This is a genomic window from Arthrobacter sp. Y81 (genome assembly GCF_002929335.1).
In the GTDB taxonomy this organism is placed as follows: domain Bacteria; phylum Actinomycetota; class Actinomycetes; order Actinomycetales; family Micrococcaceae; genus Arthrobacter.
Genome location: NZ_PJIL01000012.1, coordinates 97,565 through 123,246 on the forward strand (window position 1 = coordinate 97,565; position 25,682 = coordinate 123,246).

General features: G+C 67.2%; 22 protein-coding genes. 7 read left to right on the plus strand and 15 right to left on the minus strand.

All coding sequences use genetic code 11. From position 1 onward, the window contains the following. The first annotated feature begins 3 nt into the window (after positions 1-3). The 5 genes from CXQ91_RS16245 to CXQ91_RS16265 all read left to right on the plus strand — a co-directional run bounded on the left by CXQ91_RS16245 (position 4) and on the right by CXQ91_RS16265 (position 6,882). Entirely contained in the window at positions 4-1,092 is a 1,089-nt protein-coding gene (locus tag CXQ91_RS16245) for a low specificity L-threonine aldolase (protein ID WP_104174933.1), read from the plus strand. Positions 1,093-1,153: 61 nt separating this feature from the next. Continuing rightward, the gene (locus CXQ91_RS16250; protein WP_104174934.1) at positions 1,154-1,804 is read left to right on the plus strand and encodes a DUF3000 domain-containing protein; all 651 of its coding nucleotides are present in this window, start codon (positions 1,154-1,156) and stop codon (positions 1,802-1,804) included. Between the two features lie 57 nt (positions 1,805-1,861). Then, on the plus strand, positions 1,862-3,193 hold the full coding sequence (locus CXQ91_RS16255) for an HRDC domain-containing protein (protein ID WP_104174935.1): 1,332 nt from the start codon (positions 1,862-1,864) through the stop codon (positions 3,191-3,193). A gap of 186 nt (positions 3,194-3,379) precedes the next feature. Then, positions 3,380-4,699, plus strand: a complete 1,320-nt coding sequence (locus CXQ91_RS16260) for an acetyl-CoA C-acyltransferase (protein ID WP_104174936.1) — start codon at positions 3,380-3,382, stop codon at positions 4,697-4,699. Further along, positions 4,696-6,882 (plus strand): 3-hydroxyacyl-CoA dehydrogenase NAD-binding domain-containing protein, encoded by a 2,187-nt coding sequence (locus CXQ91_RS16265; protein WP_104174937.1) that lies wholly within the window; start codon positions 4,696-4,698, stop codon positions 6,880-6,882. Before CXQ91_RS16260 ends, CXQ91_RS16265 begins: the two co-directional genes overlap by 4 nt. Positions 6,883-6,977: 95 nt before the next feature. Here the strand turns inward: CXQ91_RS16265 and CXQ91_RS16270 are convergent, their stop codons facing one another. The 12 genes from CXQ91_RS16270 to CXQ91_RS16325 form a co-directional block, all read right to left on the minus strand. Beyond that, the gene (locus CXQ91_RS16270) at positions 6,978-8,543 is read right to left on the minus strand and encodes an ABC transporter ATP-binding protein (protein WP_104174938.1); all 1,566 of its coding nucleotides are present in this window, start codon (positions 8,541-8,543) and stop codon (positions 6,978-6,980) included. Further along, a complete protein-coding gene (locus tag CXQ91_RS16275) occupies positions 8,540-9,328 on the minus strand; it encodes an energy-coupling factor transporter transmembrane component T (protein WP_104174939.1) in 789 nt (262 codons plus the stop codon). Before CXQ91_RS16275 ends, CXQ91_RS16270 begins: the two co-directional genes overlap by 4 nt. A 4-nt stretch (positions 9,329-9,332) precedes the next feature. Beyond that, complete coding sequence (locus tag CXQ91_RS16280) at positions 9,333-10,154, minus strand: glycosyl transferase family 9 (protein ID WP_104174940.1); 822 nt, start codon at positions 10,152-10,154, stop codon at positions 9,333-9,335. Positions 10,155-10,300: 146 nt separating this feature from the next. Beyond that, positions 10,301-11,332 carry a nucleoside hydrolase gene (locus tag CXQ91_RS16285; protein ID WP_104174941.1) on the minus strand — a complete coding sequence of 344 codons (1,032 nt, stop codon included), beginning with the start codon at positions 11,330-11,332 and terminating at the stop codon, positions 10,301-10,303. Then, the gene (locus tag CXQ91_RS16290; RefSeq protein ID WP_104174942.1) at positions 11,332-12,309 is read right to left on the minus strand and encodes an aldo/keto reductase; all 978 of its coding nucleotides are present in this window, start codon (positions 12,307-12,309) and stop codon (positions 11,332-11,334) included. The genes CXQ91_RS16285 and CXQ91_RS16290 overlap by 1 nt, the downstream gene beginning before the upstream one ends. 73 nt (positions 12,310-12,382) lie before the next feature. Then, positions 12,383-12,601, minus strand: coding sequence for a hypothetical protein (locus tag CXQ91_RS16295; RefSeq protein ID WP_104174943.1), 219 nt, complete (start codon positions 12,599-12,601; stop codon positions 12,383-12,385). A gap of 34 nt (positions 12,602-12,635) precedes the next feature. Beyond that, a complete protein-coding gene (locus tag CXQ91_RS16300; RefSeq protein WP_104174944.1) occupies positions 12,636-13,196 on the minus strand; it encodes a hypothetical protein in 561 nt (186 codons plus the stop codon). Further along, positions 13,193-13,753, minus strand: coding sequence for a DUF402 domain-containing protein (locus tag CXQ91_RS16305; RefSeq protein ID WP_104174945.1), 561 nt, complete (start codon positions 13,751-13,753; stop codon positions 13,193-13,195). The genes CXQ91_RS16300 and CXQ91_RS16305 overlap by 4 nt, the downstream gene beginning before the upstream one ends. Next, complete coding sequence (gene dxs / locus CXQ91_RS16310) at positions 13,750-15,723, minus strand: 1-deoxy-D-xylulose-5-phosphate synthase (protein ID WP_104174946.1); 1,974 nt, start codon at positions 15,721-15,723, stop codon at positions 13,750-13,752. The genes CXQ91_RS16305 and dxs overlap by 4 nt, the downstream gene beginning before the upstream one ends. 148 nt (positions 15,724-15,871) lie before the next feature. Further along, positions 15,872-18,682, minus strand: coding sequence for an aconitate hydratase AcnA (gene acnA, locus CXQ91_RS16315; RefSeq protein WP_104174947.1), 2,811 nt, complete (start codon positions 18,680-18,682; stop codon positions 15,872-15,874). A gap of 154 nt (positions 18,683-18,836) precedes the next feature. Next, complete coding sequence (locus CXQ91_RS16320; protein ID WP_104174948.1) at positions 18,837-20,222, minus strand: class I SAM-dependent RNA methyltransferase; 1,386 nt, start codon at positions 20,220-20,222, stop codon at positions 18,837-18,839. Next, positions 20,219-22,195: an APC family permease gene (locus CXQ91_RS16325; protein ID WP_104174949.1), complete on the minus strand. Its 1,977-nt coding sequence runs from the start codon at positions 22,193-22,195 to the stop codon at positions 20,219-20,221. The genes CXQ91_RS16320 and CXQ91_RS16325 overlap by 4 nt, the downstream gene beginning before the upstream one ends. A gap of 156 nt (positions 22,196-22,351) precedes the next feature. Here CXQ91_RS16325 and CXQ91_RS16330 point away from each other — a divergent pair, with 156 nt between their 5' ends. Both CXQ91_RS16330 and CXQ91_RS16335 read left to right on the plus strand, forming a co-directional pair. Continuing rightward, complete coding sequence (locus tag CXQ91_RS16330; RefSeq protein WP_104174975.1) at positions 22,352-23,023, plus strand: TrkA family potassium uptake protein; 672 nt, start codon at positions 22,352-22,354, stop codon at positions 23,021-23,023. Next, entirely contained in the window at positions 23,024-23,791 is a 768-nt protein-coding gene (locus CXQ91_RS16335; protein ID WP_104174950.1) for a TrkA family potassium uptake protein, read from the plus strand. On the opposite strand, the gene CXQ91_RS16340 is transcribed toward CXQ91_RS16335, so the two are convergent. Genes CXQ91_RS16340 through CXQ91_RS16350 form a run of 3 tightly spaced genes read right to left on the minus strand, consistent with a single transcriptional unit; the run spans position 23,788 to position 25,653 of the window. Further along, positions 23,788-24,564: a DUF3159 domain-containing protein gene (locus tag CXQ91_RS16340; protein WP_104174951.1), complete on the minus strand. Its 777-nt coding sequence runs from the start codon at positions 24,562-24,564 to the stop codon at positions 23,788-23,790. The genes CXQ91_RS16335 and CXQ91_RS16340 overlap by 4 nt on opposite strands. Continuing rightward, on the minus strand, positions 24,561-24,953 hold the full coding sequence (locus tag CXQ91_RS16345; protein WP_104174952.1) for a hypothetical protein: 393 nt from the start codon (positions 24,951-24,953) through the stop codon (positions 24,561-24,563). Before CXQ91_RS16345 ends, CXQ91_RS16340 begins: the two co-directional genes overlap by 4 nt. Beyond that, complete coding sequence (locus CXQ91_RS16350; RefSeq protein ID WP_104174953.1) at positions 24,946-25,653, minus strand: DUF3710 domain-containing protein; 708 nt, start codon at positions 25,651-25,653, stop codon at positions 24,946-24,948. The genes CXQ91_RS16345 and CXQ91_RS16350 overlap by 8 nt, the downstream gene beginning before the upstream one ends. Between the last annotated feature and the right edge of the window lie 29 nt (positions 25,654-25,682).

Below are 25,682 nucleotides of genomic sequence, written 5' to 3' on the forward strand. Positions count from 1 at the left end.
GCGATGACAACCACAGTTGAAACTGCCCCTGCCGCCACCGCGGCACGGCTCCATGACCCCGCCGTCCGGGGCTTCGCCTCCGACAACTACTCAGGCGTCCACCCCGAAGTCCTGGCGGCCCTGGCAGCAGCCAACGAGGGGCACCAGGTCTCCTACGGCGAAGACGATTACACCGCACGGCTGCAGGTGCTTATGGAAGGGCACTTCGGCGCAGGCATCGAATGCTTCCCGGTCTTCAACGGAACCGGAGCCAACGTGCTCTCCCTTCAGTCCCTGCTCCCGCGCTGGGGCGCAGTGATCTGCGCGTCGACGGCGCACATCAACATGGATGAGAACGGAGCGCCCGAGCGGATCGGCGGCATCAAGCTGCTCCAGATCCCCACTGCCGACGGCAAGCTCACCCCGGAGCTGATCGACAGGGAAGCCTGGGGCTGGGGCGACGAACACCGCGCCCAGCCCCTGGCCGTATCCATCACCCAGACCACCGAGCTTGGCACCTGCTACACACCCGAAGAGGTCCGCGCAATCGCCGACCACGTCCATGCCAAGGGCATGAAGCTCCACATGGACGGCGCCCGGCTGGCGAACGCAGCAGCCCACCTCGACGTGCCGCTGCGGGCGTTCACGCGCGACGCCGGCGTGGACATCCTCTCCTTCGGCGGCACCAAGAACGGGCTGCTGTTCGGCGAGGTGGTGGTGGCACTGAACCCGGAGGCCGCCCACGGCCTGGTGTACCTGCGCAAGATGAACATGCAGCTGGCCTCCAAAATGAGGTTCATGTCCGCCCAGTTCATCGCGCTTCTCGAGGGCGACCTGTGGCTGCGGTCAGCCAGGCACGCCAACGCCATGGCTGCCCGGCTGCGCGCTGCCGTGGACGCGATCGACGGCGTGGAGCCCACCCAGAAGACGGAATCCAACGGAGTGTTCGCCATCCTGCCCGAGGGCGTTGCGGACCGGCTACGGGCATCCTTCCGCTTCTACGACTGGAACGAAGCCGCCCGGGAAGTGCGCTGGATGTGCTCGTTCGACACGAGCGAAGAGGACGTGGATTCGTTCGTCGCCGCCATCAAGCGGGAGCTGGCGGCCGGTTGAGCGGGCGTCCGGGGCGGCGAGCCTGCCGGGATCGGCGCCACATCTTGCGTAACCTGCGAAGGTGAACGCACTCGACCAGGTTCCCGCGGAGTTCCTTACCGCGTTGGAATCCCTTCGAAAAGCACGGTGCCGCAGTGAGCTGCACCTGGACGAGATCCCCGCGCCCTCAAGGCTGGCACCCTTTGCGGTGGCCCTTGGCGCTGAGGTCATTGGGCCTGTCCCGCACCCGGCCCCGGCAGCAGTGCACGGGCCGGTTTCCGCGGCGCTCGTCCGCGCTGCCGGCACCGTTGACGATGACAACGAAGAACTCGCCACCGGCCGCTTCATCCTGCTCTACGACCCCGACGGATCAGCGGTGTGGGACGGCGAGTTCCGGATCGTGACCTACATCCGCGCCCAGCTGGAGCCGGAAATGGGAAACGACGAAATGCTCGGCTCGGTGGCCTGGACCTGGCTCGTCGAAGCGCTGGAGAACCACCGGGCACCCTACCGGGCAGCGGGCGGAACGGCCACCAGGGTCCTGTCAGAGAGCTTCGGCACCCTCTCGGACCGGCCCGGTTCGATCGACATCGAACTGCGGGCTTCCTGGACGCCCGCCGGACCGGATATCCGGTCCCACCTGGAAGCGTGGTCGGACATGGTCTGCACCTTCGCCGGACTCCCCCCGCTGCCGGAGGGCGTGACCGCCCTGCCCCGCAGGCGGCGCAACTGACCATGGCTGGCCACGGCGGGACGCCCTTCAGCGCGATGTCGGTAAACTGAAGGCATCATGACCCCTCAAAATCCGGAACACACCACAGCCGGCGTCCCGGCTGCTGACATTACTCCCCACATCACGGTGGAAGGCTTCGACAGCCTGGTCCCCGAGGTCATCGACCTCGATGCCCCCCGCGACGGAGTGCCGCTCGTTATTGAAACCCCTGCCGGCCTGGAACGCTGCGCAGCCGCCATCGCCGCCGGGACAGGTCCGGCGGGCGTGGACGCTGAACGTGCCTCTGGCTTCCGCTACGGACAGCGGGCCTTCCTGGTCCAGATCCGGCGCGAAGGCTCGGGAACCTGGCTCATCGATCCGGAACCCTTCGGGGACCTGCAGATCATCAACGATGCCCTGGACGGCGTTGAGTGGATCCTGCACGCAGCGAGCCAGGACCTTCCGTGCCTTTCGGAGCTGGGCATGTGGCCGCACAAACTGTTTGATACGGAACTGGCTGCCCGGCTGGCAGGACTGCCGCGGGTAGGCCTCGCGGCCGTCATTGAGCAGCTGCTCGGCTTCGGACTCGCGAAGGAACATTCCGCTGCCGACTGGTCCACGCGCCCGCTGCCCGAACCCTGGCTGCGGTACGCGGCCCTGGACGTCGAGGTCCTCACGGAACTGCGCGAGGAGCTCATCGAGCTGCTCCAGGCCGACGGAAAGCTTGAATACGCCGAACAGGAATTCGCGGCCATCCTCGCGGCCGGGCTTGCCCCTCCCCGGGTGGATCCCTGGCGCAAGACCTCAGGGCTGCACCAGATCCGTGACCGCCGCCAGCTGGCCGCGGTCCGCGAACTGTGGATGGAACGCGATTCCCTGGCCCGCAAGCGCGATGTTGCCCCCGGCCGGCTCATCCCGGACTCTTCGCTTGTGGCCGCGGCCAAGGCCATGCCCGCCACCGTCCCGCAGCTGCTGGGCACCAAAGGTTTCCACGGCCGGGCCGCACAACGGGAGGCCCCCCGCTGGCTGCGGTGCATCGCCACTGCACGGACCATGGAGGAACTGCCGCCGCTGCATCTGCCCACGAACGCGCCGCCACCGCCGCGCGTCTGGGCCGACCGGGACCCGGCAGCTGCCGAACGGCTGTCGACTGCCAGGCCGCTGCTGCAGGACAAAGCCGATGAACTGAACCTTCCCGTCGAGAACCTGCTCACGCCGGACTTCCTGCGCCGCGTGGCCTGGCGTCCGCCCGTGGAGCTCAGCGAAGAAGCAATCGCCGAAGAGCTCAGTGAACTCGGCGCCCGACCATGGCAGATCGACCTGACGGCGCCCCTGATCACCTCGGCGTTCCTCAATCCGCAGCCGCTGCCTCCGAAGGAACCCAAGGCCGCTCCCGCCGCCGGGAGTTAGCACGGGAGTTAGCCGCGGGGCGTCAGGCTAGCCCGCCCTCATCGCATGATTTCAAGGAAAGGACAGAATGGCCGCAGGGGTCCTTGCCAGCTAAGTTACTCACGAGTAACATTGGGATCAATGTCGCCCGGACCGCTGCTGCCACTGGCGTGCGTCCGGCATCAATGTCTCGATGAGGAGTATCACGTGAGCCAAGCCCGGAGCAGCAGAAACACCCGCACCGTCCGCGACGTCGTCTTTGTGGACGGTGTCCGAACGCCGTTCGGCCGTGCGGGCGAGAAGGGCATCTACGCCGGAACCCGCGCCGATGACCTCGTGGTCAAGTGCATCCGCGAACTGATGCGCCGCAATCCTTCCCTTCCCGCCGACCGCGTCGATGAAGTAGCAATTGCCGCCACCACCCAGACCGGCGACCAGGGCCTCACTATCGGCCGCACGGCGGCACTGCTGGCGGGGCTCCCCCGCACCGTCCCGGGATTCGCCGTGGACCGTATGTGCGCCGGCGCAATGACCGCGGTGACAACCACCGCCAGCGGCATCGCCTTCGGGGCCTACGACGTCGTCATCGCCGGCGGAGTGGAACACATGGGCAACCACCCGATGGGCGAGGGCGGAGATCCCAACCCGCGGTTCATGTCCGAGCGCCTGGTGGATCCCGCAGCACTCAACATGGGCAATACCGCCGAAAACCTGCACGACCGCTTTCCGGCCATCACCAAGGACCGCACCGACGCCTACGCCGTAGCTTCCCAGGACAAGCTGGCAGCGGCCTACGGAAAAGGCCAGATCCAGCCGGACCTTGCGCCGGTGGCCACCATGAAACCGGGCCAGGGCTGGACGGTCAACACCGTTGACGAACCGCCCCGGCCGGGAACTTCCCTCGAGGACCTCGCCGCGCTGCGTACCCCCTTCCGACCCCACGGCCGGGTCACAGCCGGCAACGCCGCCGGACTGAACGACGGCGCGACGGCGGCCCTGCTCGCCTCCGCCGACGCTGCAGCGGAGCTGGGCCTGCCGGTGAAGATGCGCCTGGTCAGCTACGCCTTTGCCGGCGTCGAGCCCGAAGTCATGGGCATCGGGCCGGTCCCGGCCACGGAAAAGGCGCTCAGGAACGCCGGCCTCGGCATCGGGGACATCGGGCTCTTCGAAATCAACGAGGCGTTCGCCGTCCAGGTGCTGAGCTTCCTGGACCACTTCGGTATTTCCGACGACGATCCCCGCGTCAACCGCTACGGCGGCGCGATCGCCGTGGGGCATCCGCTCGCCTCGTCCGGAGTGCGGCTGATGAATCAGCTGGCACGCCAGTTCGAAGAGGACCCCTCGGTCCGTTACGGCATGACCACCATGTGCATCGGCCTGGGCATGGGCGCCACCGTCATCTGGGAAAACCCGCGTCACTCGGAATACGCAGGCTACAGCGGGGCCGTGTTCCCAGGCGACAATTCCGCCGCCGAAACTGCCACCACCGAACCTGCCACCACAGAAACCGAAGGAGCCGCAGCATGAGCGCCGCAGATTTCCGCAAGCTTGCCGATCTCTTCCCCGACGAGACCGTCACGCATTCCTACGTCCAGGACATCCAGCTGCCCGCCGCAGGAGGGAAGAACAGTGGCGGGAAGCCCAGCGCCGGAACCTTCGCCCTGATCACCCTGGACAACGGCCTGGACCACTCCAAGCCCACCACGCTCGGTCCCAACACCCTCGTGGAGCTCGGCACGGTCCTCGAAGGCCTCAAGGACCGTGCAGCCCGCGGCGAAATCGTGGGCGTCGGCGTCACCGGCAAGCCGTACTTCCTGGTGGCCGGCGCGGACCTGTCCGCCGTGAAATCCCTCAACAACCGGGACCACGGCCTCTGGATGGCGCAGCTCGGCCACGACGTCTACGCCACCCTGGCCAACCTCGGCGTCCCCAGCTTCGCGTTCATCAACGGCGTCGCCCTCGGCGGCGGCCTGGAGATCGCCCTGCAGTCCACCTACCGCACGGTGTCAACCGGCGCGGGCGCGCTGGCCCTTCCTGAAGCCTTCATCGGCCTGGTGCCCGGCTGGGGCGGCGTCTACATCCTGCCCCGGCTGATCGGGCCGGAGAACGCCGTCAAGGTGATGATCGAAAATCCGCTCAGCAACAACCGCACGCTCACCGGTCCGCAGGCCTTCGGCCTGGGAATGGCCGACGCCATGTTTGAACCCGCCGACTTCGTGGAGCAGTCCCTCGCCTGGGCTGCCGGGGTCATCTCGGGCGACGCCGCCCCGGAGCGGCCCAACGCCGTCGACCCCTCCGACCCGGCGGTTGCTGGCCGCTGGGCAGGCGCCATTGCCGCCGGGCGGGCTTTTGTGGAGTCCAAGACGTCCAATGCCTCCCCCGCCCCGGCCAAGGTGCTGGACATCATGGAGGCCAACAGAACCATGAGCCAGGAGGACTCGGCGGCGCTGGAGTGCGAAACGCTGGCCGGCCTCATGCAGACCGATGAGTTCCGCTCCACCGTGTACGCGTTCCTGGACCTTGTGCAGAAGCGCACCAAGCGTCCGGCCGGCGCTCCGGACCGCAAGCTGGCCCGCCCCGTGACCAAAGTGGGCGTGGTCGGTGCAGGCCTGATGGCCGGCCAGCTGGCCCTGCTGTTCGCCCGGCAGCTCAAGGTGCCGGTGGTTATGACGGACATCGACCAGGCCCGCGTGGACAAGGGTGTGGGCTACGTCCATGCGGAAGTGGACAAGCTGCTGGCAAAAAAGCGCATCAGCCCCGACGCCGCCAACCGCACCAGGGCCCTGGTTACCGGTTCGGTTTCCAAGGAGGCGTTTGCCGACGCCGACTTCGTCATCGAAGCGGTGTTTGAAGAGCTGAACGTCAAGAAGCAGGTGTTCGCCGAGGTTGAGGCGATCGTCTCGCCCGAGTGCATCCTGGCCACCAACACGTCGTCGCTTTCAGTGACGGCCATGGCGGCGGACCTTGTCCACCCCGAACGGCTGGTCGGATTCCACTTCTTCAACCCGGTGGCTGTGATGCCGCTGCTGGAGATCGTCCGTGCACCGAAGACCGACGACGCCGTGCTGGCCACCGCGTTTGAGCTCGCCAAAGGACTCAAGAAGTCCGCCGTTTTGGTCAAGGACGCCGCCGCGTTTGTGGTCAACCGCCTCCTGCTGCGGCTCATGGGCGAAGTGACGGCCGCGTTCGATGAGGGAACGCCGGCCGAGGTCGCGGACAACGCGCTGCGGCCCATGGGCCTGCCCATGACGCCGTTCACACTGGGTGCGATGGTGGGCCTGCCGGTGGCGCAGCACGTCCAGGAATCCCTGCACGCCGCGTTCGGGGACCGGTTCACCGTCTCACAGAACCTGCAGAAGCTGATCGACAACGGCGTCAAGTCCCTGTGGGCGCCGGAGAAGGGCCCGGACGGCAAGCCGTTCATTCCGGCCGAAACACTGGCGCTGCTCTCCTTCGGCACTTCCCCGTCCACGGGCGGGGAGGTCCTCCGCCGCACGCAGGACGCGCTGGCCGAAGAGATCGGGCTCATGCTGGACGAGGGCGTGGTGGCCGGACCGGAGGACATCGATCTGTGCATGATCCTCGGCGCCGGCTGGCCGATGTTCCTGGGCGGCATCACCCCGTACCTGGACCGCGTGGGCGCCTCGGAACGCGTCAACGGCAAGCGCTTCCTGGCACCCGGTGTCGCCTCCGCGGCGGTGGCGGCCTAGCAGCACCCTACCTAACCAACCGGCGCCGCCGCCCGCGCTGTCTACCGGTGCGGGCGGCGGCGCCGTTGTGCTGCCCGCGGGCCGCCGCACCGGCATCATTCTTCCCGCAGCGTGCCGTCCCTCAGCTCCAGGATGCGGTGGGCGGTGGCCCGGGCGTAGGCGAGCTCGTGCGTCACGATGACGACGGCGGCGCCCCGCAGCGCGGCGGCGCCAATGGCCTGGTTGAGGCGTTCGAGGCCGTGGCGGTCGAGCCCCACGGTGGGTTCGTCCAGCGCGAGGAGCGTCGGTTCCCGGGCCAGTACCGTGGCGAGGGCCAGGAGCCGCTGCCGGGACGCCGGAAGTTCATGCGGATGGATCTCCAGCTGGTCCGCGAGCCCGACGGCGGCCAGCGCCGCCAGCGCCTTGGTGGCCGCCTCCGGCCCGAACCTCCGGTCCAGGCCGAAGAGCACTTCGCGCAGAACCGTCCGCTCGAACAGCTGGTCGCGCGGATGCTGGAAGAGCAGGCCCACCCGGTCCGCCACCTTTCCGGTGGGAATGCCGGCGATGTCCGCGCCCCCGATCCGGACGCACCCCCGGTCCGGACGATGCAGGCCGTTGAAATGCCGCAGCAGCGTGGACTTCCCGGCCCCGTTCGGGCCCGTCACAGCCACGATCTGTCCCGCCCGTACGGCCAGGCTCAGGTCGGCCAGGATACCGGGACCCTTTCCGCGCCGTCCGGAGGGGAAGGCGAAGGCGATGCGCTCCAGCTCCAGAACGGGAGGTGTAGCGGTTTCTGCACCGTGATCATGTTCAGTCCGACGACGGTGGTCGGCCGTGTGCGGGTCAGCAGCCCGGCGGACCGCGGTGAAGCAACCGCCCGTCCGGGCGGGCATCACGACGCCGGATTGCAGCAGCCCGGGGCTGCCCGCCAGCTCGCCGGGCGTGCCGCGGGCGGTGACCGTCCCGCCGTCGAGCACCAGCCATTGGGTTGCCTCGAGGGCCAGCTCATCCACGGCCTGGCCCAGTACGATCACGGCGGTTCCGGAGCCGGTCAACCTGCGGACCAGTGAGCGGACCGACGCCGCGCCGGCTTTGTCCAGCGAACCGAGCGGTTCATCCAGCACCAGCACACCGGGACGGGTAATGGCGGCACACGCCACCGCCAAGCGCCGCAGTTCACCGCCGGAGAGGGTGGCGGGATCGCGTTCCAGCAAGGCAGCCAGTCCCGCTGCTTCGGCGGCGTGCATCACGGCGTCGTGCATCAGACGCCGGTCCATGCCGCGGTTCTCGAGGCCGAACGCGAGCTCCTCGGCGACGGTGGACCCGACCGTGGACAACAGGGCGGCCGCATCCTGCGGAACGTAGCCCACGCGGTCGGACCACAGGGAAGGATTGATGCGCGGGTCGTCCGGGCCGCCGTGAAAAACGATAGGAGCGCTGTCCCCTGCCGCAGTGCCGGCCGCGGTGCCCAGCTGGAGGCTGCCCCGGAACCGGCCGGAGTGTCCTCCGGACAGCCAGCCGGCCAGGAGCCTGCCGAGGGTGGACTTGCCGCTGCCGGAGCCGCCGAGCACGGCAGTGAGCGTGCCCGGCACCGCGTCAACCGCCAGGTCCCGCAGGACGGACGCGTCCTCCCCGTGGTAGCTGAATTCCGTAATCCGCGCCTGCAGCAATGTCGGCCTCATCCGGGCACTCCCCCGGGCCACTGACTGCTGGGCCACTGCATGTCAGGCCACTGTCCGGAGATCCGCAGCGCCACAGCGGCGACGGCCAGCAGCAGGGCGACGGCGCGGAAGGCCCGCTGGGCGGCGGTGTCCGGCACGTCCCGGTAGCTGGTCCGGGCCGTGGCGCCGTTGAAGCCCCGGGAATCAAGGGCCTGGGCCCGGTCGCCGGCCTCCTGGATGAGCGAAAGGACCAGCGGCACCATTTGCAGCCGGGCTGCCGCCAGCCGGGGCAGCGGTCCGCCACGGACTACCAGTCCCCGTGATTCCTGGGCCTGCCGGATCCGGGCCAGCCGCCCGGAGATGGCCGGCGCCAGTGTGAGGGTGGATGCCAGCACGTAGCCGAACTGCGGCGGCACGCGGCGTGCTGACATCACCGCTACCAGGTCGGGCACGCGGACGGTGAACGAAAAGAGCAGGAACACCACAACGTACGCTGCCGTCCGGGTGCCCATGTCCAGCGCGAAGCCAAGACCTTCCGTCGTCACTCGGGCCGCGCCCCATTCCGCCAGGACCGTCCGGCCCTCGGGAAAGAACAGCCCGTGCATGATCAACAGGGACAGCCAGAACGGCGCCAGGATTACGGCCGCGGCCGGCGCCAGGCGGCCGCACACTCCGGCACGAACCGCCAGCACAACGCCGCCAAGGATCACGGTGAGGGACGCGGCCCAGCTGGACGCCGCCGTCGTGGTCGCCGCGGTGGCTGCTGCCGCCGCCAAGGCGGTGAGGGGGTTCAGGCGTGCCGGCACGGAATCAGGCGCCCGGCGTTTCCTGCTTCTTGCCGGCGAGGACGTTGAATCGCCGCACAAAGGCGAACTGCAGCGTGGTCCTGCGCGGCAGCGCGTACACCAGCAGCGCGACGACGGTGAACACAATGGCCTTGTCCATGGGATCGGAAATCAGCGCCTGCTTGGTGATCGCTGCGAGGAGCGTGTCGCCCATGGCCCGGAAGGCCCCGACAATCGCGCCGGTCCCGGCGCCGGACGTGCCGCCGAAGACGAAGGCCGCGATGGGTGCGGAGACGACGCCGGCCAGGATGCCCGTCACAAAACCGGCCACCGGGGCCAGGTAGAAGCGGCGGAACAGTCCGTGGCGGGCAGCCAGCCCCGACAGGAACCCGATGAGCGCCGCCCCGGCGGCGAAGGGCAGCACGGTGGGGTTGATGAAGGACCAGACGATGCTGCTGAGGGCGCCCGTTGCGGCGCCCGCGGCCGGGCCGGCCAGGACGGCGATGAGCACGGTGCCGATCGCATCGAAGTAGAACGGCAGGCCGGTGGATCCCATGATTTGTCCCAGGGCGATGTTGAGGACCAGTGCCACCGGAATCAGCACCAGGGTGGACGTGGGAAGGGTTGGCAGCACTCCGATGATCAGGAGAATGGCTCCCAGCAGGAACCCGCCCAGGGCTACCAGCGTGGACCCGCTGGCCAGCCCGTTGGTGATGTCCGCGGGCTGCGTCAGGACAAGGAAGATGAAAGTGGCCGCGATGGACACCGCGCCGAGCACCTCAAGCAGGCGACGGATGCGGACAGCCCGCTGTCCGGGTGCGGGCAGGATCAGGGACTGCTGTGACATGGTTGTTCCTTTGGCTGTGGGCTGCGCTCCGCGGGTACACCGGTACCGGGATCGGCAAACGTGCGCCTATGTCACCTCGGCGCAGCTACCATCTTAGCGGCCGCCGTGCGCGGGGGCTTCCTACTTTCGGGGGGCTCTTCGGGGGCCTATACGGAGCCGAGCCGCCGGGCCAATGCGCCCACCGAACCGATGAGCTCGTCAAAGCACTGCTGCGGGTTGTTGGACGTCACGATCCGGGCGTTCGGCGGCAGCCCCCACAGTCCCCGGTAGTCGGCCACGGTGGTGCCCATCAGGAGCGGTGACCGGGTTTCGACGTCCACCGTCGCCAGCTCCGTGGTGATTGCCGTCCGCCCCACGGCCACACAGGCGGCGAAGGCGTCGTGCATGTGTGCCACGAAGCCCTGGTCATAGAGGCGGTGGAACTCCATGTAGAAGCGGATGGCATCGGACAGGCAGGCCACCAGGGGGTTGCCGGACCGGCTGCGGAGGCCCTCCGGCTGTTCGGGGAGGACGAGTTCCGGCTGGTCGGTGCCCGCGGCCTCCCCCAGTTTCTGCAGGTGTTCGGGCCGCATCTCGATCAGCTCGGTGGTCTCCAGCGCGCACACCACGGGCAGTTTGTCCTCCGGGAGGCCCCGGTAGGCGGCAAACACCTCCTTCGCGGCATGCGGATCGACGGAGACGTTCCACTCCGCCGTCGGCGTGGTGTTGCCCTGGTAGTAGAAGCTGCCGCCCATGATCACGAGGCCCTTGAGCAGGCGTGGCAGGTCCGGTTCCCGGCGCAGGGCGAGGGCGAAGTTTGTCAGGGGGCCCGTGATCAGGCCGGTGATCTCGCCGGGGTGCTTCCGCACCTCGTCAACCCACACGTCCACGGCATGCCGCGTTGAGATCGCGCCGGCCGGCGTCGGAAGTTCCGCGTAACCGATGCCCTGCGGGCCGTGGGTTTCCTCCGTGGTGACCAGCGGGATCTCCAGTGGCACCTCCGCGCCGATGGCCACCTCGACCCCCGGTATGCCGCACAGCTCAAGCAGGGCCAGGTTGTTCAGTGCCACCTGCCGTGCGCCCACATTACCGGCGGTGCAGGTGATGGCCTGCAACCGGACGTCGGGGCGGGACAGGAGGTAAACCAGGGCCAGTGCGTCGTCGATCCCGGTGTCGACGTCCATCAGGACCGAATGCATCAGAAGAGAGCAACCTTGGGCGTGCGGGGGAAGATCTCATCCAGCTGGGCACGTTCGTCGGCAGTGGGCACCCAGGCCACAGCGGCGGCGTTCTCGCGGACCTGCTCAGGCCTCGTGGCGCCGGCAATCACACTGCTCACGGACGGCTGGGCCGCCAGCCACGAAAACGCCACCTGGATCTCGCTGAGGTTGCGCTCTGCGGCGAACGCACTGAACTTCTCCAGCTGGTCCCAGTCGGCGTCGTGGACAAGGTTGGTGCGGGTGTGGCTGAGGCGGGAGCCTTCCGGCGCCTTGCCCGGCGCGTACTTGCCCGTCAGCAGGCCGTTGGCCAGCGGGAAGTAGGGCAGCACGCCCAGGCCGTAGGCTTCCGCGACCGGCGTGATTTCCAGCTCGGCGCGCCGGTCCAGCAGGTTGTAGTGGTTCTGCGTCGAAATGAAACGGGAACCGCCGCGGCCTCGGGCCACGAATTCGGCCTCGGCGATCTGCCAGCCGGCCCGGTTGGAGTGCCCGATGTAACGGACCTTGCCGCTCGTGACGAGGTCGTCCAGGGCGGCGAGAGTCTCGTCGATGGGCGTCAGCGGGTCCGGGGTGTGGAACTGGTAGAGGTCGATCCAGTCCGTCCCCAGCCGGCGCAGCGACGCCTCGGCCGCCTTGACGATGTAGCGGCGGGAGCCGCGGGCACCGAAGTCGTTGCCGTTGGCTCCGCGCATGTCCATGCCGAATTTCGTGGCAACGACTGCGTCCTCCCGCCTGCCGGCGAGGGCCCTGCCCAGCATTGTTTCGCTCAGTCCGGGCTCGCGGCCGTAGGTGTCCGCGACGTCAAAGAGCGTAATGCCCGCGTCCAGGGCGGCATGGACGACGGCGTCGGTCCCCTCCTGCGACTCCGTCACCGTATTGGCCCGGCCAAGGTTGTTGCAGCCAAGGCCGACAACAGAGACGGTCAATCCGGAGTTTCCAAGGCGGCGGTGTTCAGTCATGAAATCAGCCTATAACGGCCGCGCGGAAAGACCCGACGCTGCCCGTTGTGGCAGCGGCGGGTACTGCGGCCGGTCAGGCGGCCGGGAACTCGAGTCCGTGCTCGTCCATGGCATCCTCAAGCTGGGCCATGGTTTTGACGCCCATTCCGTGCAACTTCGACAGTTCCCGCTTACCGAACTGGACCACCTGTTCCAGGGTTTCCAGTCCGGCGTGGGCCATGGCCCGGCGGGCAGGCGCGCCGATTCCGTGGGGAATCGGGGTATGGCCTGGTTGAACGGATTTACGCGTCATTACGGATGCCTCCCAGAAAGTCGGTTGCCCCCTCTTAGAGGGTAAAGCCCGAAGCCGGTTTCGGCGAGTGCTTGAGCTTAAACGCCTCCGGATCTCCGAACGGCGCCGCCCCGATGCTGAGCTTCGTGTAGTCCAGGTCCTCGCCCCGGATGCAGACCTTGATGGCGTTGACGGCTTTGTTGACGTCCGGGCACAGGCAGAAGATGTTGAGTTTGGCATCACCAAACTCTGACCGCTCCACGGTGCCGAGGCCGCGCCAGGCGAGGTGGCTGATGAGCGCGTCCTTCGCCTTTTCCTCGAGGTAGCGGTCGCGGTCCGTGCCGTCCTTGGTTTTCAACGCATACTGGGCAACCACCCAGAACTGGTCTTCCTCGGCGATCTCCGCGTAGCCGTCCTCAGCGCACTGCACGGCGAAAGCGTCCATGAGGCCTTCAGCAGCCGCGGCATCGGGAACATCCGTTTCATCCGTCTTGCTCTGGTGCCCCACCACGCCGTGATTCATCACGAACTGGCTGTAGTCCTCATCGAACCAGGCTTCCCGGAACTGGAGAACCCCTTCGTCGTCGCGTTTGTAGACCCTGATAATTCCGCTCATGCCCGTCCTCTCCTGAACCACTCGGCGTCTGTGCCGTCGAACGGTGCGTGCTGTGCCTTGACGGCCTGATAAAGCTGTTCTGTCTCCTGGAGCATGCGGTCCACGATGTCCCGCGGATACTCCATGCTCACCTGGTGTTCGGCGAATTCGTCTTCGTCGTCGATGTACACGCCCCGGGTGACGGACCGGATCACGTCCAGGTCCATGTCGATCACGTGGAACTCCAGGGTCCCGGGCCTGATGCCGTTCCAGCCGTGGCCCACGGCGAGGTCCACGTACACGCGGAAGTCCCCGGGGTAGGTGTCGTCGTAAAACGTGGCCACGTAGTCGCCGGTGCGGGGAACGAGCAGCACGGCATCGGAACTGGCGTGGAAGGCGGCACCGGGCCGTGAGATGAACGAGCCCTTGGGCTGGAAGATCCACCAGCCGTGCCGGTCTTCACCGAGATAGTTACCCGGGACCACCCAGTGGGCGCCGCCATTCCATTTGCGGTTCCGCGCCACCACCAGGTCTCCCGGTTTGAGGCTCTCGGGAGGTGTGGCCTCGTGCGGGATCACAGTTTCGGCAGGCTGCCCGTAGTCGGATGCTCCTGGCCCGGCAGGGGACGTGCGAAAGGCACCTTGGTCCCCAGGACCTGGGCGACGACGTCGTGCGTGATCTGGCGTCCGGTCAAACCGACGCGTTCCAGCACCTGGGCGCGGGTGCCGTGGTCCAGGAACTCCACCGGCAGCCCCACTTCGTTCAGGGCGGTGTCCACACCGGCGGCGCGCATTTCCTGGCGGATGCGTGATCCCACACCGCCGGCGCGGACGCCGTCTTCGATGCAGATGACCAGGCGGTGGCGGGCAGCCAGCGCAATGATGGATTTCCGGACCGGCAGCAGCCAGCGGGGGTCCACCACGGTGGAGCTGATCCCCTGGGCGCCGAGGCGGTTGGAGACGTCCAGGGCGAGTTCGGACATGGCGCCCACGCTCACGATCAGCACGTCATTTTCGCTGGAGCCTGCAGGACGGCGGGCCAACACATCCACGCCGTCGCTGAGGCGCTCGAGGGCTTCCACTTCGGCGCCCACGTTCCCCTTGGAATACCGGACAACGCTGGGGGCGTCCCTGATGGCCACAGCTTCGCGGAGTTCTTCACGGAGCCGTGTGGCGTCGCGGGGCGCGGCCAGGTGGAGGCCCGGAACGATCTGCACCATGGCCATGTCCCACATGCCGTGGTGGCTGGCGCCGTCCGGTCCGGTGACCCCGGCACGGTCCAGCACGATGGTGACGCCGGCCCGGTGCAGCGCAACGTCCATCAGCAATTGGTCGAAGGCGCGGTTCAGGAATGTGGCGTAGACGGCAACCACGGGGTGGAGCCCGCCGAAGGCCATACCGGCGGCGGAGGTCAGCGCGTGCTGCTCGGCAATGCCGACGTCGAAGACGCGTTCCGGGTGCCGTGCCGCGAATTTGTGCAGGCCCACAGGAATGAGCATCGCACCGGTGATGCCCACGATGTCCTTGCGCTCATCGGCGATGGCGGCGATCTCGTCGGCGAAGACCGACGTCCAGGACTGGGCGCCGCCGGCTTCGGTGGGCACGCCGGTTTCGGGATCGATGATGCCCACGGCGTGGAACTGGTCAGCCTCGTGGGCGCGCGCGGGCGCGTAGCCGTGGCCCTTTTCGGTCATCGCGTGCACGATGACCGGACCGGCGTAGTTCCTGGCAGTGGAGAGTGCGTGCTCCATGGCCTGGAGGTTGTGGCCGTCGACGGGGCCGATGTACTTCATGCCAAGGTCCTCGAACATGCCCTGGGGCGCCCACCAGTCCTTGATGCCCTTCTTCATGGCATGCAGGCTGCGGTAGGTGAACTGGCCCACCGGTCCGCCGTTTTGCAGCTTCCGCTTCCACCAGTCCAGGGTTCCCTCGTAGGCCGGGGCTGCGCGGAAGGAATCGATGGTGGGACGCAGTGATGCGAGGTAGTCTGCAAAGCCGCCGACGGTGGGTGCATAGGACCGGCCGTTGTCATTGACCACGATGACCACGCGCCGGCGCTTGTCCGCGGCGATGTTGTTGATCGCTTCCCAGGCCATGCCGCCGGTCAGGGCGCCGTCGCCCACCACGGCAATCACATAGCGGTCGCCGTCGCCGGTCAGCTGCCGGGCGCGGGAGATGCCGTCGGCCCAGGACAGCGAGGAGGATGCGTGGGAGCTTTCCACGATGTCGTGCTCGGACTCGGCCCGGTCCGGGTAACCGGACATTCCGCCTTCCTGGCGGAGGGTGCTGAAGTCCTGGCGTCCGGTAAGGAGTTTGTGGACATACGACTGGTGTCCGGTATCAAAGACGATGCTGTCGCGGGGAGAGTCAAAAATACGGTGTACGGCGATGGTCAGTTCCACGACGCCGAGGTTCGGTCCGAGGTGGCCACCCGTCTGCGACACGTTGCCGATCAGGAAACTCCTGACCTCCGTAGCCAGCTGGGACAGCTGTTCTTCGGTCAACTTGCTCAGGTCCTGCGGATTCCGGATGGTGTCCAAAATTCCCAACGGGGCCCCCTTCGGGTGGTAGACATGCCTTTTAACTCTAACGCCTTGAAGGCTGGACGGGCGCCGGACCCGGGCGGCGCAACGCAAAAGCCCCGGCCTGTCAGAGACAGGCCGGGGCTTTTGATGGCGCCGGTGTTGCCCGCTGCCGCTAGTTAGCGGTGATCTGGCGCAGCACGTACTGCAGGATGCCGCCGTTGCGGTAGTAGTCGGCCTCGCCCGGGGTGTCGATGCGGAGGACCGCATCGAAGGACTTGGCGGAGCCGTCTTCGGCCGTGGCGGTGACCTTGAGCGTCTTCGGCGTGGTGCCTTCGTTCAGGGCGGTGACGCCCTCCACTGCGAAGGTTTCCGTACCGGTCAGGCCCAGGGTGGCGGCTGATTCGCCGGCCGGGAACTGCAGCGGAAGGACGCCCATGCCGATCAGGTTGGAGCGGTGGATGCGCTCGTAGCTTTCGGCCACGACAGCCTTGACGCCCAGGAGCGCGGTGCCCTTTGCAGCCCAGTCACGGGACGAACCGGAGCCGTACTCCTTGCCTGCCAGCACCACCAGCGGGGTGCCGGCTGCCTGGTAGTTCTGGGCGGCGTCGTAGACATAGGCCTGGGGGCCGTCTGCCTGCGTGAAGTCGCGGGTGAAACCGCCTTCGACGCCGTCCAGCAGCTGGTTCTTGATGCGGATGTTCGCGAAGGTGCCGCGGATCATGACTTCGTGGTTGCCACGGCGTGAACCGTAGGAGTTGAAGTCCTTGCGCTCCACACCGTTGGCCAGGAGGTACTGGCCGGCCGGGGTGTCCGACTTGAAGGAACCCGCCGGGGAGATGTGGTCCGTGGTGACGGAATCGCCGAGCTTGAGCAGCACGCGGGCACCGGAGATGTCAGTGACGGGCTCCGGCTTGGCCTTCATGCCGTCGAAGTACGGGGGCTTCCGGACATACGTGGACTTCTCGTCCCAGGCGAAGGTGTCGCCGGCCGGGGTGTCGAGGGCCTTCCAGCGATCGTCGCCGTCGAAGACGCCCTCATAGCCGCGGGCGAACATTTCCTTGTCGATCGAGGAATCGATGACCTGCTGGACCTCGACCGGGTTCGGCCAGATGTCCTTCAGGAAGACCTCGTTGCCTGCTTCGTCCTGTCCGAGTGAATCGGTGTCGAAGTCGAAGTCCATGGAACCGGCCAGGGCGTAGGCGATGACCAGCGGCGGGGAGGCCAGGTAGTTCATCTTCACGTCCGGGTTGATCCGGCCTTCGAAGTTGCGGTTACCGGACAGCACGGCGGTGACGGAAAGGTCGTTGGCCTGGATGGCCTCGGAGATTTCGGCGTCGAGCGGGCCCGAGTTACCGATGCAGGTGGCGCAGCCGTAACCCACGATGTAGAAGCCGAGCTTCTCCAGGTACGGGGTGAGGCCGGACTTCTCGTAGTAGTCGGTGACTACCTTGGAACCGGGAGCCACGGAGGTCTTGACCCACGGCTTCGAGGTCAGGCCCTTGTCCACGGCGTTGCGCGCCAGCAGTGCTGCGGCGAGCATCACGGACGGGTTGGACGTGTTGGTGCAGGACGTGATCGAGGCGATGGACACCGCTCCGTGGTCCAGCTCGAACTCGCGGCCGTCTTCGGTGACAACGTGCACCGGGGTAGACGGGCGCCCGTGGGCACCGTTCGCTGCCGAGACCACGCGTGCGGTTTCCGTGGTGTGCGAATCAGCGTGGGTGAACGAGGGCGGATCGGAGGCCGGGAAGGACTCTTCCAGGGACTCGTCGACGCTGCCGTCTTCGATGCTCACGTAGTTGTGGATGTCCTTGCGGAACTGCTCCTTGGCATCCGTGAGCTCGATGCGGTCCTGGGGACGCTTCGGGCCGGAGATGGAGGGAACAACCGTGGACAGGTCCAGCTCGAGGTACTCGGAGAACTTGATCTCGTGCGAAGGATCGTGCCAGAGGCCCTGTTCCTTCGCGTAGGCCTCCACGAGTGCAACGTTCTGCTCGGAGCGGCCGGTGAGGCGCAGGTACTCGATGGTGACGTCGTCGATCGGGAACATGGCGGCCGTGGAACCGAACTCCGGGCTCATGTTGCCGATGGTGGCGCGGTTGGCCAGCGGCACTGCCGCCACACCCTCGCCGTAGAACTCCACGAACTTGCCCACAACACCGTGCTTGCGCAGCTGCTCGGTGATGGTGAGGACGACGTCGGTGGCGGTGGCGCCGGCCGGGATGGAACCGGTCAGCTTAAAGCCCACGACGCGCGGGATCAGCATGGAAACGGGCTGGCCCAGCATTGCGGCCTCGGCCTCGATGCCGCCAACGCCCCAGCCCAGCACGCCCAGGCCGTTGACCATGGTGGTGTGCGAGTCGGTGCCGACGCAGGTGTCCGGGTAGGCACGCAGGACGCCACCAATTTCGCGGGTCATGACCGTGCGGGCCAGGTACTCGATGTTGACCTGGTGCACAATGCCGGTTCCCGGCGGGACCACCTTGAAGTCGTCAAACGCGGTCTGGCCCCAGCGCAGGAACTGGTAGCGCTCACCGTTTCGCTGGTATTCGATCTCCATGTTGCGCTCCAGTGCGCCGGAGTTACCGAATGCGTCGATCTGCACCGAGTGGTCGATCACCATCTCGGCAGGTGCCAGCGGGTTCACCCGCTTGGGGTCACCGCCGAGCTCCTTGACGGCCTCACGCATGGTGGCGAGGTCGACAACACAGGGCACGCCAGTGAAGTCCTGCATGATCACGCGCGCCGGCGTGAACTGGATTTCAGTGTCGGGCTGGGCGTTGGGATCCCAGCCGGCCAGTGCTCGGACGTGATCGGCCGTGATGTTCGCGCCGTCCTCGGTCCTCAACAGGTTTTCAAGCAATACCTTGAGGCTGAACGGAAGGTTTTCTGCACCTTCAACGGAGTTCAACCGGAAAATTTCGTATTCGGTACCGGCTACATTAAGTTTGCCTTTTGAACCGAAGCTGTCCACAATGCTCATCGCAGGACTCCTCTCGCAACAGTTTCATCTTTGTCGCGCGGTTGACCGCTTGCTAGTTAGGCCATCCTAATTAGTGCAAGGTCATACAAAAGAGCATGGGGTCAGCCGGGAATCCGGCGCGCGACGTGGGACTACTACGCCCATCCTAGTCACATCAGGGGCGGGGCGTCAGCAACGCCACTGTCTCCATGTGGTGGGTGTGCGGATACAGGTCGAAGGCCCGCAGCCCGGCAAGTGACCAGCCGCCCTGCTGGAAGTACCCCAGGTCCCGGGCGAAGGACGCCGGGTCGCAGGACACGTAGGCGATGGCCCGGGGACCTGCCGCCATCAGCTGGCTGACCACTGCCTTGCCCGCGCCTGCCCTCGGCGGGTCGAGCACCAGGGCGTCGAAGTTGCGGGGCGTTTGGCGCAGCACGCGTTCCACCCGTCCCTGCACGATCTCCACCTGCGGTGCGCCGTGCAGGTTCTTCCGGGCATCCCGGCTGGCGCCGGGGGCGCCCTCGACGGACAGCACGGAACCGGTGACGCCCACGGCGTCGGCCAGCGCGGCCGTGAACAGCCCGGCGCCTGCGTACAGGTCCGCCACCACCGCGCCCGGTTCCAGGTAGCCGCCGTCGTGAAGGAAGTCCCTGACCGCACCAACGAGCGTGTCCGGTGCGTCCCGGTGGATCTGCCAGAAGCCCTCCCCTGTGACCCGGTACTCGTGGCCTGCGGCCGACTCCTGCACCCAGGTGCGCCCGCGCAGCTGGAGCGCCTCGCCCTTGGCGGGGTCGAAGCTGGCCACCGAAACGTCGGCGGGCAGCTGGGCCAGGATGGCGCTGAGGCGCTTCGCGCGCGTGCCCGCGGCCGGAGCCAGCAGCACCAGCGGGCGCGATCCGTTGGCGGGAGCGGCGACTTCCACGCGGTCAATGCCCTGGAGGTCGATGTCCCACAGCCGGAGGTCGTTGATGCCGGCCACAGCCAGCGGCATCTCGCGGACGGCAATAACCTGGTCGGAACGGTGGGCGTGCATGCCCAGCTTGCCGCCCGGCGTTACGGCAAAACTTGCCCTGGTGCGCCAGCCCAGGCCGGGTGCGTCCGCCGCGCCGGCGGCCGCCGCTTCACCCACCGGTTCAACGATGTTCCCGCGCCCGGCGGGGTCCGTCCACACCGCGGGATGTTCGACGCCGGCCAGCCGCTTCAGCTGTTCGGCCAGGACTGCAGCCTTGAGGCCCCGCTGGTGCTCGAGGGACACGTGGCCCAGCTCCGCACCACCCACGGGCGCGTGGCCGTGGGACCACGACCGCAAGGAGTCCGCCAGGTGCCAGAAATGCGGTACCCGCTCGGGCGAGGCCTCGAGCACTTCCACGACGTCGGCACGCCAGAATTTGGATCCCTCGCCGGCGTCGGTCAGCCGGATCCGGGCTCTTTCGCCCGGGATGGCGTGGCGGACAAACACCACACGGCCTTCGTGGCGGGCAACGCAATGCCCCCCGTGGGCTATGGGCCCGATATCCACCACGAGTTCGGCATGGGTGCGGGTCTGGGTCTCGGAGCTCATTGGATATCCTGCATTTTCTTTGCTTCTTCGGACGATTTCAGCTGCCAGGGCACACTGGCCACCATGACTCCCGGCTCGAAATGGAGACGGGTCTTGATACGCAGGGCGGTCTGGTTATGGACCAGTTGTTCCCACCACTTACCCACGACGTACTCGGGGATGTAGACGACGATGAGGTCGCGGGGCGAATCCCGCCGCATGTTCTTCACATACTCCATGATGGGCGTCACGGTTTCCCGGTACGGGCTGGCGAGAACGGTGAGCGGCACCGGAATCTCCAGTTTTTCCCAGTCGGCAAGGGTGTGGGCGGTTTCGTCGGAGTTGATGTCCACCGTGATGGCGTCGAGCCTCGACGGCCGCGACGCGCGGGCGTAAGCCAGGGCCCGCAGGACGGGCTTGCGGACGTGCGAAACCAGCAGCACGGCATGCACCCGGGACGGCAGGGCGCGCGGCGAGGAATCCTCATCCACGGCGAGTTCCTTGGCTACGTTGTCGTAGTGCGCGCGGATGCTCCACATGATGAGGAAAAGCACGAACATCGCCAGCAGGGCGATCCAGGCTCCCTGCTCAAACTTGGTGATCAGGACGATGGTGAGGACCAGGGCGGTCATGCCGAACCCGATCATGTTGATGGTGCGCGACTTGAGCATCCGGCGGCGAACCGTCTTGTCCCGCGCCAGCTTCAGTTCGCGTCCCCAGTGCCTGACCATGCCGAGCTGGCTTGCCGTGAAGGAAATGAAAACGCCCACGATGTAGAGCTGGATGAGCTTGGTGACGTCGGCGTTGAACGCCAGGATGAGCACCAGGGCGCCGGCGGCGAGGGCCAGGACGCCGTTGCTGAAGGCCAGGCGGTCACCGCGCGTGCGCAGCTGGCGCGGCAGGTAGCCGTCCTGCGCCAGGATGGATCCGAGGACCGGGAAGCCGTTGAAGGCGGTGTTGGAGGCAAAAACCAGGATCACGCCCGTCGCGGCAACCACGATGTAGAACAGCAGCGAGCCGGGGCCGAAGATGGTCTGGGCTATCTGGCTGATGGCCGGGCTTTGGATGTAGTCCTCCGGGAGGGGCTGCCCGTTGACCAGGAATTCCGTGGCCGGGTCCAGGACGATGTGCACCTTGGTGGCATTCGCGAGATAGATGATGCCGGCCAGCATGGAGGAGGCGATGACGCCGAGCAGGAGCAGGGTGGTTGCCGCGTTCTTGCTCTTGGGTTTCTGGAAGTTCGGGACGCCGTTGCTGATGGCTTCCACGCCGGTCAGGGCCGCGGCACCCGAGGAGAACGCCCGGAGCAGCAGGAAGGCGCCGGCCAGCCCCACCAGCCCCTCGTCGAAACCGGCCTGCGGCACGATCGTGAAGTCTGCGGACGGGGCCTCCCCCAGCTGGCCGGTGACCGCCTGGAAGACGCCGATGGCGGTCATGCCCAGGATGGATGCCATGAAGATGTACGAGGGAACGGCGAAGACGCTGCCGGCTTCCTTGATCCCGCGCAGGTTCACGAGAGCCAGGATGACCACGCCCACGGTGGCAATCAGCGCCTGTTGGCCGTGAAGTGCCGGAACTGCGGTGGTGAGGTACGTCGCGGCCGATGACATCGAGACGGCGACGGTGAGCACGTAGTCCACCAGGAGGGCCGACGCAACAGTCAGGCCGGCGTATTTGCCCAGGTTGACGTTGGCTATTTCGTAGTCGCCCCCGCCGGACGGGTAGGCGTGCACGTTCTGGCGGTAGGAGGCCACCACCGTGAGCAAAACCACCATGACGGCGAGCCCCACCCACGGTGAGAACGCCACCGCACTGACACCTGCCAGGGCCAGGGTCAGCAGGATTTCATCGGGCGCATAAGCCACCGAGGACAGCGCGTCTGAGGCGAAAACCGGAAGCGCGATCCGCTTGGGCAACAGCGTGTGGGCCAGCCGGTCGTTCCGGAAGGGCCTCCCCACGAGCACCCGCTTCACGGCATTCAATATTGTCAGCACTCCACAAAGCTAGTCTGATTCGGACGCGATGTCATGACGGCCTCCGCACGGTGCCTCCGCGGGCGCCGGCAGGGATCTGCCGGACGCTGGGCAGGGCGGCCCGGCGGGCCGGTAGAGTCTTACGGAGCAACAGGAAAAATGACTGAGGAGGCACGGGTGGCGCACTTCGTGATCATGGGTTGTGGGCGCGTGGGAGCAACACTGGCGCACACCCTCGAGGATGCGGGCCATTCGGTGGCCATCATCGACCAGGACGACCGTGCCTTCCGCAGGCTCCGCACCGGGTTTTCCGGCCGCAAGGTGACGGGGGTGGGGTTCGACCGGGAAACCCTGAAGCAGGCAGGCGTGAGCGAGGCCTATGCTTTCGCCGCAGTGTCCAGCGGTGACAACTCCAACATCCTGGCCACCCGGGTTGCCCGCGAGACGTTCCACGTCCCCCACGTTGTCGCCAGGATCTATGACCCCGGCCGGGCCGAAATCTACCAGCGGCTGGGCATTCCCACGGTCGCGGCGGTGCGGTGGAGCGCAGACCAGGTGCTGCGCCGGATTCTGCCCGAACAGCACCTCGCCGGGGACTTCCGTGAGCCGTCGGGCCGCCTGGTCCTCGCCGAAATCGACCTCGACCCCTCCTGGGTTGGCCACGCCGTGGCCGAAATCGAGAAGGTGGCCGGAATCCGGGTTGCCTACCTGACCCGGTTCGGCGAAGGCATGCTGCCCGGGGCCGGTACGTCCTACCAGGAGGGCGACACGGTCCATGCCATGCTGCGCGTGGACCGAAGCGCCGAAGTCGGCCACATTCTTGCCAAAGAACCCCCCAAGGAGCAGTAAGTGAAAGTCGTCATCGTCGGGGCAGGCAGCGTCGGTTCCTCGATCGCCCGTGAGCTCCTCGCCCACAAGCACGAGATCCTGCTGATCGACCTGAAACCGGAAGTCATCGGGCGCAGCGGGCTCCGGGGCGCGCACTGGCTGGTCGGGGATGCCTGCGAGCTGAGCACGCTCCAGGATGCCAAGCTGGAAGACGCCGAAGTGGTGGTTTCCGCCACGGGAGACGACAAGGTCAACCTTGTGGTGTCCCTGCTGGCGAAGACCGAGTTCGGCGTCGGCCGCACTGTCGGGCGCGTCAACAACCCGAAGAACGACTGGATGTTCAACGATTCGTGGGGTGTCGATGTCGCCGTCAACACCCCGCAGCTCATGACCGCCCTGGTTGAGGAAGCGGTGGAAATCGGGGACCTCGTCCGGCTGCTCACCCTGCAGACGGGGGTTTCGTCCCTCGTGGAGTTCACGGTGCCCCACGACTCGCATGTCATCGGGCTCACCGTGGGAGGCATCGACTGGCCCGAAGACTCCACGCTCGTAGCGATCCTCCGGGACCAGGCGCCCATCACGCCCAGCCGGGACGACGTGATCGACGGCGGCGACGAACTGTTTTTCGTCACCACCATCGCCGCTGAAGACGGCCTCCGGGCGCTGCTGTCCCCCGACCAGCAGCAGGACCACGAACCGGACCGGCAGCACGGATCAGACGACGGGCACCCGGATACCGCCGAACGGCCGGAGCAGCAGGCTCCGGACGAAGACGGCTTCGACGGCTAGTGTTGTGCCGGCGAACCCGGCTGCGAAGGATCACCCGGCTGCGCTGATGGCGACGGCGGGGCCACAGGCTTGGTGATGAGCCACGCAACCCAGATGCCCAGGATGTACAGCGGGGCACCCATGATGAGCCGCGTGGTCGCGAGGCCTGCCAGTCCCTGCTCGCCGAGGAGATACAGGGGCACCTGGACCAGCAGCCGCAGCGCGAGGACGGCCACGATTACCCACGTGCCCAGGCGGTAGGCCCGGACGCGGGCGGGATCCTTGCGCCACTCCAGGCCCTCGTTCCGGATGAATCCGAACAGCAGCCCTGCAATGGGCCAGCGGAGCGCGATGGAAATCACCATCCCGGTGATGTAGGCGGCGTTGGTAAGGAATCCGAGGACATAGAAGTCCTCCGCCTTGCCGGTGGTGTTGGCCAGCCACGCGGAGATGCCGACGCCGGCGATCCCGGCGAGTGCCTGGGTCAGCGGACGCCGCTGGACCAGCCGGGCCACGGTGAAAGCGGCCGCCGCCGCCAGGGCGGCAATCAGGGAGAGGGGCAGCTCGCGCGTAATGGTGAAGGCCACCAGGAACATGAGGCCGGGAAGAATGCTCTCGGCGATGCCCTGTACCCCGCCGGCGCTCTTGAGCACGTCGATGCTGCCGTCCTTGGACCGGTGCAGCCCGGCCTTGACCGCGTAGTCTTCTGCGAAATCGGCCATTGAAGGGGTCTCCGGTGTGGGCCGCGGCTTGGCGGGCCCGGCTTCGGGATCCGGGTTCTCGGACGGCGTCATTGGTTCTCCTGGCGGGACAGTATTTCGTAGCGGGGATTGAACATGGTGGGAAGGCCGTCGCGGAACGTCAGCATGCCTTCCAGCCGAAGCTCGCAGCCGGGATCCACGCCGGAAACCCGCCGGCGGCCGAGCCACACGACCCGCAGCCGGTCGCGGCGGCCCGGTCCCCCGGGTTTCCGCGCCGTCGGCGGCTCCGCGGCGGCCGGGACGAAGCCCACCTTGCCTCGCGGGACATCGTGGTCCGTGACGATCGCGGTGAACGAGGCCACCTGCGTGGCCGGAACGTAGGTCACGGATTCAATAAAGCCACGGCACAGCACACGTCCACGGTCCGGCAATCCACTGATGGAGAGTTCGGGCTGCGGAAATTCGCCGGCCGGGTCAGCCAATCTGGGTGATCTCCGGTCCGCGCTCGGGCTGCTCGAAGTCGGGTGCGCCCTGCGGCGGCTGAGGGGTCGAGTCCTTCGGCAGGCGGAGCTGAAGCAGGTCACGCGGCGGCATCGGGCTCTCGCCCCGGACCACCACGATCTGTCGGAACAGGGATTCGAGGTTTGCGGCGGCGTCGCGGTCAATGGCAGCCTCGCCGCCCAGAACGCCGCGCAGGAACCAGCGGGGACCGTCGACGCCGATGAACCGGGCCACGCGGTAGCCGCCGGCGCCGTCGCCCGTGCCTGCCGGAAGCTTCGCCACCAGCTCGGTGCCGAAGGCTCCGGGGACCTCTTCGACCTGGCCGCCCTGGCTTCCCACGGACTGTCCGATCTGCTCACGGATTTCATCCCAGAGTCCCTCGCTGCGCGGGGCAGCGAAGGCCTGGAGCTGCAGGCTCGAACCTTCGAGGTCCATGGTGACGGCCACAACCCGCTGGGTGGCTTCCTCGACCTCGAGGCGCAGCTGGAGTCCTTCACGAGGTGCAATCAGGAGGGCGCCGAGGTCCACATATCCATTGGTGCTGTCGATTTCCGAGACGTCGAAAGGCCCCGTGGCTTCCCGGCCCGTGCTTTCCGCGGCAACGGCCTCTGCAGTCTCCAGGGTGTCCCCGGGCTCTGCTGCCTGGTCCTTCTTGGCTTTCTTGCCACGCCCAAAAACCATCGGGTTGTCTCCTTAGTTGTGATCTTGTT